The organism is Patiriisocius sp. (assembly GCF_051252435.1).
Lineage (GTDB): Bacteria > Bacteroidota > Bacteroidia > Flavobacteriales > Flavobacteriaceae > Patiriisocius.
The window spans coordinates 307,150-321,596 of record NZ_JBPOFW010000004.1; the positions used below are offsets into that span (position 1 = coordinate 307,150).

Sequence of the window (14,447 nt, forward strand, 5' to 3'; positions counted from 1 at the left end):
ATCCTATTTTAGCATTTTTTTAACGTTCGCTATTTTTAAAGAAATGGGTAAAACAAGAAAAGCATTTGCCTTGGCAAATGCTTTTCTTGTTTCAATCTATAAAAATTTTAATCACATAAAATGGACAGAGCGCCCACCTGTACTTTAAATTGGTCATTACTCTCTATGCGTCGGAGAACACCTGTATCATCAACAATATCAATAGGATATCTAATACTGGCTAATGTTTGAGAGGTAAAAGCTGCAATTGATTGGAATGTTTTTTTATCGTGATCAAATATGACGGTTTCAAAATCACTCGTTTCTGCATTAAATACCCCAACCGAAATTGGATATAAAATATCGACACATCGTATACTTTCATTATATAAACTACCCATCAAACAACGATCTATGATTTGATTAAAATCCGTTTCCGAAGAAATTATCATTTGTTCGTATGTAGCAAATGTTATAGCCACAGGATAGCTTAAGGTAACTTCATCGGTTGGAGTTATTGCACGCAAATCTTCAACACCGTTTATCTGGTGGTTGTCACCATTTAAAAATATTGCATAGGGAAAATCAATACTGAAACAAGGTGATCTGTCTATAATATCGTCAAAAGTTCCATCATGTGCGGCGATATTACTAATGTAGTTTTTCAACTCAACATCTTGAACAAAAGATGTCTCGGTTTCTCCTTCGAGAATGACAAGTTCTTCCTTTTTACAAGAAATTAGCGAAATAATAGTGAGCAATATTACTAAAGGTCTGTACATAGTTATTAGTGTATTTCAAATATAAAACAACTGTGGCGCAAAATATCCTACCGTATCCTTATTTTTACAGAAACTGATTTTATTTTTACTATGCCAAAGCAATTACATGATGATGTTTGTAATGAGCGTGTTTATTCAAAACTGCACGCCACACTCTCAAAAGATCTTCATGACTTTGTTTATTATAAATATGGCGCCAATTTTAATCCCAAGGACAAAGTACAGGAGGCTTTTATAAAATTGTGGGAGCACTGTAAAAAAGTAACCCCTGATAAAGCAAGAGGATTTCTTTTTACTTTGGTCAATAATATGTCTTTGAATGATGCAAAACATAAAAAAATTGTTTTAAAATTTCAGCAAACAAAACCGAGAAGCTACACAAACGAAAACCCACAATTTATTCTCGAAGAGCAGCAATATTTAAAAAAATTTGAAGATGCCCTCGCAAAGTTACCAGAGGGTCAACGAATCGCTTTTATGCTCAATCGAGCCGAAGGAAAAAAACATCAAGAAATTGCAGATATGCTAAATCTCTCTAAAAAGGCTGTTGAAAAACGGATTTACACAGCTATCAAGAGCTTAAAACAAGATATTGAAGGCATTAAGTAAAATAATGACAAAATAAAGTAGGACTTTGAATAAGTGAGTTGTTCTATTATTGAAATTACTATGAAAGAGGAAGAAAAATTAAAAGATTGGCTATCAGATAGCCTTTCAGAAAAGGAACTTAAAGCGTTTGAAAAATCAAGCGCTTTTGGTGCTTTTTATAAAATTTCTGAAGTTGCTAAACAGTATAAAGCTCCCGAGTACGATGTTGAAAATGGCCTTACTGATATTTTGAATAACAGAATTTCTGCAAAAGCTAAATTTCCGCTATACCCGGTACTTCGTAATATTGCCGCAATACTCATTCTTGGAGTGGGATTATTTTTCTTGTTCAAAAACAACACAAAAGACATTGCTGTAAAAACCGAAAACACCCAAAAACAAGTTACATTGCCAGACACGTCTAGCGTAATTATTAATGCAAATTCAACTTTGAGTTATGATGAAGCGTCTTGGAAAAAAAGCAGAAACGTTCATCTTGATGGCGAAGCTTTTTTTAAGGTAGCCAAAGGAAAGAATTTTCATGTTACTACAGATCAAGGGACTGTCACGGTTTTAGGCACAGAGTTTACAGTGCAAGACGATAAAGATAGCTTTGAGGTTATGTGTTATGAAGGCTCAGTTCAGGTTTCTATGAACGATAAAACGTATGTTTTGTTAGGTGGAAATGGAATTAAATTGACAAATAATATTATTGAAAAAACAACCACCTTGAATATGGCTCCCGCTTGGATCAAAACAACATCTGTATTTAAAAGCGAACGTTTAGCAACTGTAATTTCTCAACTAGAAACCACGTTTAACATCACGGTAAACACTACAAATGTTGATACGAGTGAATTGTACACAGGTAGTTTTACACACCAAAACCTTGCTGAAGCTTTAAAAAGTATCACGATTCCGCTTGGCCTTACTTATGAAATTGATGAAACTACAGTAACCTTAAAAAAATAAATGTGCGTGGGTTCGTCAAAAACCATATTCTCATTATTACTTTTCCTTTTTATTGCTTATAATTCCTTTGCCCAAAGGACGAATAACCGCATTCAACTCACAACAGTTTTTGAAACTATTGAAAGCCAGTTTGATGTTATTTTTTCTTACAAAGACACTCGTGTTCAAAACAGTACTCTCATTTTCAACAAGGAAAACACGCTAGAGGGAGCCCTTTTACAACTCACTAAAAAAACTCTTTTTACGTATCAAAAAGTAGGGAATAATTCAATAGCCGTTTCTATCTCCCCTAATTTAATCACCACCTGCGGAAATGTGACCATGGGAACCTCACTATCTCCATTATCCAATAGTAAAGTTGTTACTCCTTATGAAGAAATCACTTGCTCTGCCGAAGGTTTTTTCACTGTCCAAGTAAAAACGAGCAATGATAAAATTAAGATAACTCAAGCCGGATTTCAAGATGCACAATATCTCGCATCACAGCTCATTAAAAAACCCTGTTTAACGATTCCGTTACAATTAGAAATCGTAGAACTCAACCCTATTACACTCACCAACTATTTAGCTAAAGGTATTTTTAAAGAACCCGATGGGGCCGTTACGGTGCGCTATCAAGATTTTGAAACGCTACCCGGCCTCATTGAGACTGATGTACTGCAAACAATCAAAGCCTTACCGGGTGTACAAAGTGTAAACGAAAGTGTAAGCGATATAAACATAAGAGGCGGAACAAACGACCAAAACTTATTCCTTTGGGATGGTATTAAAATGTATCAAAGCGGACATTTTTTTGGACTTATTTCAGCATTCAACCCGCAGTTGACAAAAGAGGTTACAGTTATAAAAAATGGTTCTAGCGCAGCCTTTGGCGATGGTGTTTCGGGAATTATAAACATGCTTGGCAATAATGAACTTTCAGACAGTTTAAAGATAAGCGCAGCACTCAACCTTATTAGCGCAGACGCCTATATTGATGCTCCGATTTCAGAAAAACTAACCGTCCAAATTTCGGGTAGAAAATCAATCAACACTATTATTGAGACACCCACATACAATGCCTATTTTGACAAAGCATTTCAGAATACAGAGTTGACTACCGCCAATGAAGTTACCTCAGCAGATGACACAGACTTCTCTTTTTTTGATACCAATCTAAGAGTACTATATCAAGCTAGTGACAACGATTTTTTTAGATTCAATTTTTTGATCTTCGGAAATGATTTGCAATTTAAAGAAACCGCAACCATTGAAGGACTAACACTATCCCGGCAAAGTAACCTCAACCAAAACAATTTATCGGGTGGTATCTATTATAACCGAACGTGGTCTTCTCGCTTAGATACAGAAGTCCAACTCTATGGTACGTCATACGAATTGACCGCGACCAACTTTGACATTCTAAATGATCAACGTTTAATCCAAGAAAACAGCATAGGAGAAAGTGGTATTAAAGCCAATTTAAACTATTCCTTTACCAATACTTTTAATGGGATTTTTGGATTTCAGTTTAATGAAACAGGTATTACTAATTTTGAAGATATCAACTTTCCTTTCTTTCAAAGAACCGATACACAAGTATTACAAACAAACAGTATTTTTACCGAATTTGCATATCAACCAACCTCAGGCAATACATCTGTTCGCTTGGGCGGAAGATTGAACCACATAAGTAAATTTGATAAAATTCTTTTTGAACCTCGCTTAACGCTCTATCAGTCCTTTCTAAAATATTTTTCTTTTGAATTGTTGGGGGAGATAAAACATCAAACCACTTCTCAAATTATTGATTTTCAAAATGACTTTTTAGGTGTAGAGAATAGAAGATGGATATTATCAAAACCCAATGAGATTCCTATTATTAATGGCCATCAAATTTCAGCAGGATTTACATATAAAAGAAAAGGATGGCTCATTAATCTTGAAGGATACCTTAAACATGTTACTGGAATTACCACACAGAGCCAAGGGTTTCAAAATCAATTTAAAGATATCAAAACACACGGTAATTATACGGTACGCGGTCTTGAGCTGCTTCTCAATAAAAGATTTAAAAAAACAAATACATGGTTAAGTTATGCCTATGCGAAGAATACATACGACTTTGATACGCTTGAACCTCAGGTTTTTCATAACAATCTGGATATAAGACATACACTTACATACGGAATAAATTATAGTTTGGAGCGATTCAAATTTTCTGGAGGGTTCAACTGGCACAGCGGCAAACCCACTACCTTCGCCCAACCTAATAATGAGGTTACTAATGGCGAAATAAATTTCCAATCACCCAATAGCAATACCATTTCAGATTATTATCGACTAGATGTTTCCACCATGTATTATTTTAAACTTGGAAATAAAGTAAATGGAATTGCCGGTATCTCCATTTGGAATCTATTAAACAATGACAACATCACCAATCATTTTTATGGTTTCAACGAAAATAATTCATTGGAAGAAATCAGTGAAAAAGCATTAAAATTTACACCCAATGCTTCATTGAGATTTATTTTTTGACATACCGAAAAAAACCTCATACTTCTTTTTTAGGGAAATTCTCAATTGTTAGTACCTTGTACACTCAATAAAACAAATGCTCAAACTCAAAATACATCAACATCTTATAGAATGTGGTACAGACGAAGCCGGGCGCGGTTGCCTTTCGGGCCCCGTTACCGCGGCGGCTGTAATTCTCCCGGATGACTTTACCCATCCCTTTTTGACGGACAGCAAACAATTGAGCGAAAAGAAACGATTGCTCTTAAGAACCATCATTGAAAAAGAAGCTATCGCTTTCGGCGTTGCTCACGTTATGATGGAGGAAATTGACCAAATCAACATCCTCAATGCTTCTATTTTGGGGATGCACCGCAGTATTGACCAACTTAAACCAAAGCCACAATTTATTGCCATTGATGGAAACCGATTTAAACCATACAAAAAAACACCCTATGAGTGTGTTATAAAAGGGGATGGCAAATATTTACACATAGCGGCAGCATCTATTCTTGCAAAAACCTATCGGGATGAATATATGGCACGATTGCACGAAGAATTTCCCGCTTATGATTGGTTAAAAAATAAAGGCTACCCAACAGCTGCACATCGCGATGCCATTAGAAAATACGGTCCTACAAAGTACCACAGGCGAAGTTTCAGGTTGCTGCCGGAGCAATATACTTTTGATTTTTAAAATTTCAATAATAAAATTTAACTGAAATCCCCTCTGATCAATCATTAATAAATTGTTGAAAACCCGTAAATAAACTGTGTTAAAATTTATTTATGAGCCAAAATAGCTTTGTACTTTTATCGTATGAAAATAGGGGTTTATATTTTTGCCATTACATTTGCTTTGAGCGCAGTTTTAGGATGTGAAGGTACATCTAATGATAGTAGCGAATTGTATGAATATCTTCCTGAGGGAACTACACTTGTTTATAAAATTTCTCAAGAAGATGCTACTAAACTAGCATTAAAAACGCTATTCAGTGAATTTGAAAACAACAGACTTCTTTCAAATACTGAAAATTCTAAATTTAATGCTGCGTTTATTTCAAGCCCAATTATTGAGCAAATAGGCGAGACCAACGAAAGTATTTTGGCATTTTCCAATAATGAAAGTGAAACACCAAACGCTATATTCATCACGAAACAGCCGAGAACACAGATAATCCTTGATAGCATAAAAGACAAAAAAGTTGAAACACTTCGCTTTGATGATAACGAAGTTACTAAGTTAACCGTGAGCGGAAAGGAAACTTTTTACACAGCTATTGACAGCACAATGATTGTAAGTACTTCATTAAATTCAATTAAAAATAGTATCTCAAAAAAAGTTTTTAAGGACAGTACATTTCAAAAATTGATAGCGATACCCTCAAAAAAAGTTGTGACAGTTCTTAAAAAGAATAATAAAAAGAACGCATGGACTTCGCTGCATATTTCGCAGGATGAAACGTCCATTCAAGCCTCAGGAGTTTTGATTGAACGAGACTCAATCAAGCCGTTGCTTTCGCATTTTAAAAATCAGGTGCCACAAGAGTTAACGCTTACTTCCATCATTCCCAACGACACCAAAAGCGTTACCATTTTTACGTACAGTGATGCCGAATTATTATTAGATAATCTTCGGAAATTCAACAAAGATTCCACAAAAGTAGCTTCAGGTATTGCTGAGTTGTTTAACGAAATTGGTCATATAAACTGGCAAGGAAATTCATTTGTGTTTGCAAAAAGCATTGATGCTCAAATAGCACTCGAAAATCTACAACCACAAATTTCGGAAGTGAAGGAATTCAGGAATACTACCATTTACAACTTCAATTCTCCTTCATTCTTTAAAACTAAATTTAATCCCATTGTCAAGTTTGAGAATGTCGATTTTATGTTTGAAGTTAATGGTTATTTTATTTTTTGTCCTTCGGAAATTTCCGCAGAAAACATGAGTACCGCTATAATGAGCGACGCCGTTTTATCAAAGTCGGCTACATTTAAGGATATTGCTTCAAACCTTACGCGCAGTATTTCGTATTGCGAAATTGCGACCGATGAAGATGTTGCGAAGATGACAAATGGTTTACTTGGCAATAGTGGGGAAGAAACAGATTTCAAAAAAGTAAACGGTTATGACTTGGCAATTGAGCAATACACATTTGAAAACAATTTTGCGCACGTAAATTTTGTGACCGATGAAACCAGTAACGACGCGAGCAGCATCGTTGGTGTTTCTGTTCCCAATTCTTTTAAAATTTCCGAAGCGATTCTAGGAAATCCTATTTACTTTGAAGTGCGTGGAAATCGCAAAAAGAATATTGCTTTTCAAGACATAAAAAACACATTGCGCGGATATTCTATTACTGGAGAAGTGTCATGGTCCAAGAAACTTGACAATCCCATTTTAGGCGACATTCAAGAAGTTGACGTAAACCGAAATGGGAAAAAACAACTTGCATTTGTAACAAAGAACAAAATGTATGTTGTGGATGAAAACGGAAAAGATGTAGCGCCATTTCCCATTTCGTATAAAGACCAAATAACACAACCTTTGGCCGTTTTTGATTATGATAATAGCCGCAAATATAGATTTATCATCATTCAAGACAACGAAGTGATTATGCTGGATGGAGACGGAAAATCTGTGAAGGGATTTACCTTTAAAAAAGCGAAATCAGAGATTATCGCTACACCACAACACATACGTTTGGGCAACAAAGATTACTTGTTGTTTCAAGAAAAAAGTGGCAAAATCAACATCTTAAGTCGAACGGGAAAAGAAAGAATCAAGATTTCGGAAACCTTTAAACTCAATGGAAGACCCATTCAAAAAGATGGTGATCAATTTGTTTTAATCACTGCTGACAACGAAGAGAAAATAATATCGCAAAGTGGAAAAGTGACTACAAAAAAACCCAACGTTGAAACTGATTATTCTTATAAAATTGATGCAAGAATGAAAGTTTCATTAAATGATAATCTACTAAGAATGAATGGGAAATTGGTTGAGCTTCCTTTTGGTATTTACACGAAACCAAATCTTTTCTACTTCAATAAAACGGGATATGTTACCGTTACCGAAACTCAAGAAAACAAAGTATATCTTTACACTTCAAACGGAACACTTGTAAACGGATTTCCCGTGTATGGAACTTCATCTGCAACACTTACCGATGTTTCAAAGTCAAAGTCGCTGCAATTGCTGGTAAAAGGTGATGAAAAGGAATTGTTGTCTTACACAATCAATTAATAGGTTTTAGTCTAAGTTATTTTTAGCGTAATTATAAACTTAAGTATTTGGTTTACTAAGTATTGCGTATATTTAATTGCTAATAGCAGTTTATATCTCAAAACCTAAAACGTAACACAATGAAAACATATCTTTTAATTCTTTCACTGGTTTTTTTAATTTCTTGTAATGATTCTCAAAAAAACAAAACAGAAGTAGAGACAGCAGAAACTCAAAATAGCACTGTAAAAAAACAAGAAAACTCAAATGGAATGCTTGCCCAAAATGGTGATTACAGTTCCTTATTTAAGAGGGAAGCTAACGATTGTAGCTTTCTTTCAACACAAGTAATTGCAGATGCACTAAAGATGGATGCGAGAATGATAAATAAAGGAATCAACGATTGTACCTTTAATCTAGTGGAAGCAAATGGTAATAAAACACGCTTTTATTTTAGAGTACAACCGTGGGAAAATAAATTAATAGTAAGAGAAATAAAATCGGCAAAAGAGAACGCTGAAAAGTTTGGGAAAGACTCCAAATTAAGTCAATATAAAATAAGCGAAACTGGTGACACTTATCTCTCGATGCATCAAAATAGAATGATTAGAGTAATGAATGAAACCGCAGATGGAATTATCGTTATTTCGTATTTTGATGAAACCCAAAATGATGGAACAGATATGGAAGGCAAAAATCAACGCAAAGAAATTGCCAGGGAACGAGCCTACGACATTGCCAACTTTTTATTGAAAAGCCACCAAAATTAAGCCAACTAAAAAACCCCATTTATTGTACTCTAAATGGGATTTTTATGATATTTAATTTCAACTTCCAAAAAAAGGCAGCAAATTTTTCAAAGTCTAAATTTATTTAAATTATAGTGGTTAGAATTACAACATAATATTGATATATCAAATAAATCAAAAATTATTAAATTTATTTTAATCAAACACGCTTCAAAAAATTGAATTTCTCTAGAAATGAGTTAAAAAACATTTAAGGATTCTTCAATATTTTCTTTTATAATAGTTTTGCGTCTTCATTATAAAAACTATAATTATGAAAAAAATAGCAATTGTTATATTCACAGTATTTTCAGTTATTAACATGATTAGTCAAGAAAATATTACTCAAATTGAGAAAGGTAGTATATTCTTAAATGGTACAGTAGGTTTCAATTCAATCCGTACTAGTACAGAACAAAATGAGATAGGAAACGTGAAAATGGGGCAAGATTTAAATATTAATTTAAATCCAAAAATAGGTTATTTTGTTGCGAACAAATTTGTTGTAGGATTACAACTAAATATAGATTCGAATAAGTTTGAACGTTTCCAGTCAGGTGGAGCAAGTGAAACATCTAAGTTCACTACTCTTAATGTTGGTCCATTTTTAAGATACTACATATTTGACGGACTCTTTGGTGAGGGAAGTGTTGGTTTTGGGAGCTATAAAAATAAATTTGAAGATGACAGAGAGTTTAAATCAAACTTATTTCAATATAACCTTGGAATTGGTTATGCTATCTTTATTGGCAAAAGTCTATCTGTAGAGCCATTACTTCGTTATCAAAGGGCAATTTCAAAACCAGATTCAGCACCAGATGGCTTTAAAAATATAGCTAGCAGTTTACAATTCGCAATAAGTCTAAGTGCCTATCTATAATCAGATATCGTTTTAGTAATTAAGAAACCGCCAGTGTAAACAACACCCTTAACAAAATGGGATTAAATTTAGTTGTTAAAAAAGGAATCTAAAAATGCGGTTTTTTTATTTACTTTCAGCTTCAAAGAGCGTTAGAAAATGTTTTAAGAGTTTCTCTTTTACTTCTGCCATGTTTATTTCGGCTTTGCCTAATTCAACGTTGAGTGAAGTGACTGCTTTTCCTTTTATTCCACAGGGAATCATATTGTCAAAGTAGCCCAAATCTGAGTTTACATTTAATGCAAAACCGTGCATGGTGACCCAACGACTCGCTCGAACTCCCATCGCACAAATTTTACGCGCAAAGGGTGTTCCCACATCTAGCCAAACTCCCGTTTCACCTTTGGACCTTTCGGCTTTTACGCCGTATTCTGCCAGCGTGAGGATGACCATTTCTTCTAGCAAACGCAGGTATTTATGGATGTCTGTAAAAAAATTCTCAAGGTCGATAATGGGGTAGCCCACAATTTGGCCAGGGCCATGATAAGTTATGTCTCCGCCTCTATTTATTTTATAATAGGTTGCTCCTATTTCGGTGAGTTTGGTTTCAGAAATTAAAAGGTTTTCAATGTCTCCGCTTTTTCCCAATGTATAGACATGCGGATGTTCAACGAATAAAAAGTGATTGGGCGTTTCCAGGCTAGATTCTTCTCTGCGATTCTTGATTTTAAGGTCAATAATCTCTTTAAAAAGTTCCTCTTGATACTCCCAAGTTTCCTTATAATCTTTAAGTCCTAAATCTTGTATTTCAAGTTTTCTATTCAAATTATTTGCTTTTTACTCCTCAAGTTCAACTTTAATTTTTTTGCTTTTAGGCTTTCCCAATCGAATTAGCAATTTTAAAACAGGAAGCTAAAGAAAAGGCCCGCTCATCACAACGCTATCTTTCTGGATTATTGATAATAATTAGTGCCGCGATCACGCCTGGAATCCAACCCAAACAAGTCAAAATCAAAACAATCACAACAGACCCACAGCCCTTGTCAATAACAGCCAGCGGTGGGAATAAGATGGACAACAATACTCGCCAAATACTCATAGATTACAAAATTACGGATTAATTAATAACATAGGTCGGGCGAATGCCGTTTTGTTACACGGTTAGAAAATGTATCTTAGTGTTTTTATTTCTGAAATGTCACAACCACAAAAAATAGCTTTTCTCATTGTCATTTTGTGCTCTCTGAATATATCGGCGCAGTATCATTTCAGCGGAAAAGTAACCAAAGAGTACCAAGATGGAAACATCTATCTTTCGCTCGTAGAAGATTACCGAAAAATAAGCGGTGTCCATCCAGAGCAAATCTTAAATAAAACGAAAGCAGATTCCACCGGAATTTTCACTTTTCAAGGCGACAACCTCAACACCGAAAATAGAATCTATCGAATCCATATTGACAACTGCACCGAAGAAGAACAACAAACATTGCATTTTACTGGACATTGTCTCAATAGTAAAGAAATTGTATTTGTAGCAAATAATACAACCAAACTTGAGTTGCCTTTTGGTTTTGAAAACGAAATGTTTTGCAAGGTGGTTTCTCCCAATGAAAAAGCAAATACCTTTCTCAAAATAGATTCAATAAAGAATGACATGCGCTTTGCTTTTGGCACCTATCGCAGCGAAGCCAATAGGAAAGTAAATTCAAAAAAATGGTTCAATAGTTTACAATCATTTGGCGAGCAACTCAACGAACCACTTGCCGAATTGTACAGCTATACATTTTTGAGTGACCGCACCAGCGACCTCCATTCTTATTATGTAGAAGATTTAAAATCCAGCAATTATTACGAAAATTTATTAAACAGACTAGAAACAACGTACCCCAATTCCAGCTACACAAAACAATACAGAGCAGAACTAGCAGCAGATAAAATGCTCATTTCGCCCAATGAGAACAAAAGGTTGCCTTGGTGGGTGTATTTGGTTTCGGGGGTTGCGCTTATTTCTATCCTCGGAAATGTATATTTTTCAAAACAATTAAAACAATCGCGGCACATTTCAGAAAAAAAACAACCGCTTTCCTCTCAAGAACAAAAAGTATTGGACTTAATTCTTCAAGACAAATCGAATAAAGAGATTGCCAACGAACTTTTTGTGAGTGTGAGTACGGTAAAAAGCCACATTAATAATTTGTATAAAAAGCTAGATGTAAAAAACAGAAATGCTGTTAAGTCCTTATATCAGTAATATCTCATAAATTTCCACCGGGGTCTAGTCCGCTTTTCAAACCAATATTTTCACGTTTCCAATTTCATTTTTAAGATGTTTGACCTGTATTAATCACAAAACATTTTAAGTATGAAAACTACAGTAATCACATTTAAAAAAGGAGCAATATTTTGCTTTCTATTGGTAGCGACCGCACAAATGAGCGTTGCGCAAATGGCTTTTGAAAACGCAATAACACCTGTTGCTATTATTGATTTTGAAGTCCAAATTGTGGACTACGGAACTATTGACCAGAACAGCAATGGCGAGCGCGACATCAATTTTAAAAACACGGGAGATGCGCCACTAATTATCTCAAACGTGAAATCGAGTTGCGGTTGCACCGTCCCTAGCTACGAGAAAAAACCCATTGCACCGGGCGCTTCGGGAAAAATTACCGTGAAGTATGACACCAATAGAGTGGGCGCTTTCAACAAAACGATTACCGTAACTTCAAACGCCACGGAAGCAACCAAATTGCTAAAAATAAAAGGAACAGTGATTGCCACAAAGGAATCCAAATAAGTTGTTTCTCTTCGGAAATGAAGTATACCGAACACTTTCTTTTTTGATTTTAAATTGAAGTGAAAATAAAACTCCAACTTCATTTTGAGGTTGCATTAAAAATTGAGACTTCAACCAAATTAACATCGACGGGGAATCTTAAGAGAAATTTCAGAAGAAAATTGAAGCGTAAAATAAGCAAATAGGCTAATTTTGCGCTTTAAATTTTTCACATGCAATTATCTGAATTAGAAATCATTCGTAGAGAGAAACTCTCACAACTTAGAAGCCTAGGTATCAACCCGTATCCTGCCGATTTATTTCCGGTAAGCCACACGAGCAAACAGATTAAACAGGATTTTGAGGAAGGTAAAAAGGTAATAATTGCAGGAAGATTGATGTCCCGCCGCATTCAAGGAAAAGCATCTTTTGCTGAATTGCAAGACAGCGAAGGCCGGATTCAAGTATATTTTAATCGTGACGAAATTTGTCCGGGCGAAGACAAAACACACTACAACGAAGTGTATAAAAAATTACTGGATATTGGTGATTTCATTGGTATCGAGGGCGAACTTTTCAACACGCAAGTGGGAGAGAAAACTGTGATGGTCAAAAGTTTTAAATTACTTTCAAAAGCACTAAAACCGTTACCACAACCCCGCGTAGATGCTGAAGGAAAAGTACATGACGCATTTACAGACCCTGAACAAAGATACCGCCAGCGGTATGCAGATTTGGTCGTAAACCCACACGTAAAAGAGGTGTTTATCAAACGAACAAAACTCTTCAATGCCATGCGCACATTTTTCAATGAACGCGAGTATTTTGAGGTGGAAACGCCAATTCTACAACCCATTGCCGGAGGTGCTGCGGCGCGTCCTTTTATGACGCATCACAATTCGTTGGACATCCCGTTGTATATGCGTATTGCGAATGAGTTGTATTTAAAAAGATTGATTGTCGGTGGTTTTGATGGCGTTTATGAGTTTTCTAAAAACTTTAGAAACGAAGGGATGGACCGCACACATAACCCGGAGTTTACAGCGATGGAAATCTATGTGTCTTACAAGGATTACAACTGGATGATGGATTTCTGCGAGCAGTTGTTAGAGTTCTGTGCCATGCAAGTAAATGGAACGACGAAGACTACGTTTGGCGAGCATGAAATTGACTTTAAAGCACCGTACGCCAGATTTACCATGGCAGAAAGCATAAAACATTTTACAGGATTTGATATTACAGGTAAGACTGAAGATGAAATTAGACAAGCTTGTAAAGACCTCAAAATTCCTGTAGATAAAACCATGGGGAAAGGGAAATTGATTGATGAAATTTTTGGAGAAAAATGTGAAGGAAATTATATACAACCCACATTTATTACTGACTATCCAAAGGAGATGAGCCCTTTGTGCAAAGAGCACCGCGACAATCCAGAATTGACAGAACGTTTTGAATTAATGGTCTGCGGAAAAGAGATAGCGAACGCCTACAGTGAATTAAATGACCCTATTGACCAACGCGAACGTTTTGAAGCACAACTGAAACTTGCCGACCGTGGTGACGATGAAGCAACAGCATTTATAGATTACGACTTTTTACGTGCCTTGGAATATGGAATGCCACCAACGAGTGGAATGGGAATTGGGATGGACCGTTTAATCATGTATTTAACGAACAATCCTTCCATTCAAGAAGTTTTATTTTTCCCTCAAATGAGACCAGAGAAAAAAGCGGTTGCGATGAGCGAGGATGAAAAAGCGGTACTAGCAATTTTAAAGTCTAATGAAAAAATGACCCTCGACGCGTTGAAAACCGAAAGTGGTTTGAGCAACAAAAAATGGGACAAAACCATCAAAGGGTTAACAAAGCACGGTGTAGCGAAAGTGGAGAAAACAGATGATGGGCTGTTTGTGGAAGTTGTTTAAAACTATTTAATTACATTCTATTTAAAAGACTCGTATAAACGAGTCTTTTT

General features: G+C 35.4%; 13 protein-coding genes. 10 read left to right on the top strand and 3 right to left on the bottom strand.

Annotation, left to right across the window (positions count from 1 at the left end; genetic code table 11):
- Window positions 1-107: 107 nt before the first annotated feature.
- Window positions 108-761 carry a hypothetical protein gene (locus ACSHW7_RS11045; protein ID WP_435679405.1) on the bottom strand — a complete coding sequence of 218 codons (654 nt, stop codon included), beginning with the start codon at window positions 759-761 and terminating at the stop codon, window positions 108-110.
- A 90-nt stretch (window positions 762-851) separates the two neighbouring features.
- On the opposite strand from ACSHW7_RS11045, the gene ACSHW7_RS11050 reads away from it, so the two are divergent.
- From ACSHW7_RS11050 to ACSHW7_RS11080, 7 genes are all read left to right on the top strand, one after another.
- The gene (locus ACSHW7_RS11050) at window positions 852-1,370 is read left to right on the top strand and encodes an RNA polymerase sigma factor (protein WP_435679406.1); all 519 of its coding nucleotides are present in this window, start codon (window positions 852-854) and stop codon (window positions 1,368-1,370) included.
- 60 nt (window positions 1,371-1,430) lie between these two features.
- The gene (locus tag ACSHW7_RS11055; RefSeq protein ID WP_435679407.1) at window positions 1,431-2,321 is read left to right on the top strand and encodes a FecR family protein; all 891 of its coding nucleotides are present in this window, start codon (window positions 1,431-1,433) and stop codon (window positions 2,319-2,321) included.
- A gap of 6 nt (window positions 2,322-2,327) precedes the next feature.
- A complete protein-coding gene (locus tag ACSHW7_RS11060) occupies window positions 2,328-4,841 on the top strand; it encodes a TonB-dependent receptor plug domain-containing protein (RefSeq protein WP_435679408.1) in 2,514 nt (837 codons plus the stop codon).
- A gap of 76 nt (window positions 4,842-4,917) precedes the next feature.
- Window positions 4,918-5,517 carry a ribonuclease HII gene (locus tag ACSHW7_RS11065; RefSeq protein WP_435679409.1) on the top strand — a complete coding sequence of 200 codons (600 nt, stop codon included), beginning with the start codon at window positions 4,918-4,920 and terminating at the stop codon, window positions 5,515-5,517.
- A gap of 123 nt (window positions 5,518-5,640) precedes the next feature.
- Window positions 5,641-8,070, top strand: coding sequence for a hypothetical protein (locus ACSHW7_RS11070; RefSeq protein WP_435679410.1), 2,430 nt, complete (start codon window positions 5,641-5,643; stop codon window positions 8,068-8,070).
- Window positions 8,071-8,189: 119 nt separating this feature from the next.
- A complete protein-coding gene (locus tag ACSHW7_RS11075; protein WP_435679411.1) occupies window positions 8,190-8,819 on the top strand; it encodes a hypothetical protein in 630 nt (209 codons plus the stop codon).
- Window positions 8,820-9,111: 292 nt separating this feature from the next.
- Window positions 9,112-9,717 (top strand): autotransporter outer membrane beta-barrel domain-containing protein, encoded by a 606-nt coding sequence (locus tag ACSHW7_RS11080; protein WP_435679412.1) that lies wholly within the window; start codon window positions 9,112-9,114, stop codon window positions 9,715-9,717.
- 105 nt (window positions 9,718-9,822) lie between these two features.
- Here the strand turns inward: ACSHW7_RS11080 and lipB are convergent, their stop codons facing one another.
- Window positions 9,823-10,521 (bottom strand): lipoyl(octanoyl) transferase LipB, encoded by a 699-nt coding sequence (gene lipB / locus ACSHW7_RS11085; RefSeq protein ID WP_435679413.1) that lies wholly within the window; start codon window positions 10,519-10,521, stop codon window positions 9,823-9,825.
- Window positions 10,522-10,636: 115 nt separating this feature from the next.
- Entirely contained in the window at window positions 10,637-10,795 is a 159-nt protein-coding gene (locus tag ACSHW7_RS11090) for a YqaE/Pmp3 family membrane protein (protein ID WP_435679414.1), read from the bottom strand.
- A gap of 69 nt (window positions 10,796-10,864) precedes the next feature.
- On the opposite strand from ACSHW7_RS11090, the gene ACSHW7_RS11095 reads away from it, so the two are divergent.
- From ACSHW7_RS11095 to lysS, 3 genes are all read left to right on the top strand, one after another.
- Window positions 10,865-11,947: a response regulator transcription factor gene (locus ACSHW7_RS11095; protein WP_435679415.1), complete on the top strand. Its 1,083-nt coding sequence runs from the start codon at window positions 10,865-10,867 to the stop codon at window positions 11,945-11,947.
- A 180-nt stretch (window positions 11,948-12,127) separates the two neighbouring features.
- Window positions 12,128-12,493, top strand: a complete 366-nt coding sequence (locus ACSHW7_RS11100) for a DUF1573 domain-containing protein (RefSeq protein WP_435679527.1) — start codon at window positions 12,128-12,130, stop codon at window positions 12,491-12,493.
- Between the two features lie 212 nt (window positions 12,494-12,705).
- The gene (gene lysS / locus ACSHW7_RS11105; protein WP_435679416.1) at window positions 12,706-14,397 is read left to right on the top strand and encodes a lysine--tRNA ligase; all 1,692 of its coding nucleotides are present in this window, start codon (window positions 12,706-12,708) and stop codon (window positions 14,395-14,397) included.
- Window positions 14,398-14,447: the final 50 nt, after the last annotated feature.

Coding starts and splice junctions, on each gene's coding strand:
- ACSHW7_RS11045 (WP_435679405.1), bottom strand. CDS start 761: ATGTACAGACCTTTAGTAATATTGCTCACTATTATTTCGCTAATTTCT.
- ACSHW7_RS11050 (WP_435679406.1), top strand. CDS start 852: ATGCCAAAGCAATTACATGATGATGTTTGTAATGAGCGTGTTTATTCA.
- ACSHW7_RS11055 (WP_435679407.1), top strand. CDS start 1,431: ATGAAAGAGGAAGAAAAATTAAAAGATTGGCTATCAGATAGCCTTTCA.
- ACSHW7_RS11065 (WP_435679409.1), top strand. CDS start 4,918: ATGCTCAAACTCAAAATACATCAACATCTTATAGAATGTGGTACAGAC.
- ACSHW7_RS11070 (WP_435679410.1), top strand. CDS start 5,641: ATGAAAATAGGGGTTTATATTTTTGCCATTACATTTGCTTTGAGCGCA.
- ACSHW7_RS11075 (WP_435679411.1), top strand. CDS start 8,190: ATGAAAACATATCTTTTAATTCTTTCACTGGTTTTTTTAATTTCTTGT.
- ACSHW7_RS11080 (WP_435679412.1), top strand. CDS start 9,112: ATGAAAAAAATAGCAATTGTTATATTCACAGTATTTTCAGTTATTAAC.
- ACSHW7_RS11090 (WP_435679414.1), bottom strand. CDS start 10,795: ATGAGTATTTGGCGAGTATTGTTGTCCATCTTATTCCCACCGCTGGCT.
- ACSHW7_RS11095 (WP_435679415.1), top strand. CDS start 10,865: ATGTATCTTAGTGTTTTTATTTCTGAAATGTCACAACCACAAAAAATA.
- ACSHW7_RS11100 (WP_435679527.1), top strand. CDS start 12,128: ATGAGCGTTGCGCAAATGGCTTTTGAAAACGCAATAACACCTGTTGCT.
- lysS (WP_435679416.1), top strand. CDS start 12,706: ATGCAATTATCTGAATTAGAAATCATTCGTAGAGAGAAACTCTCACAA.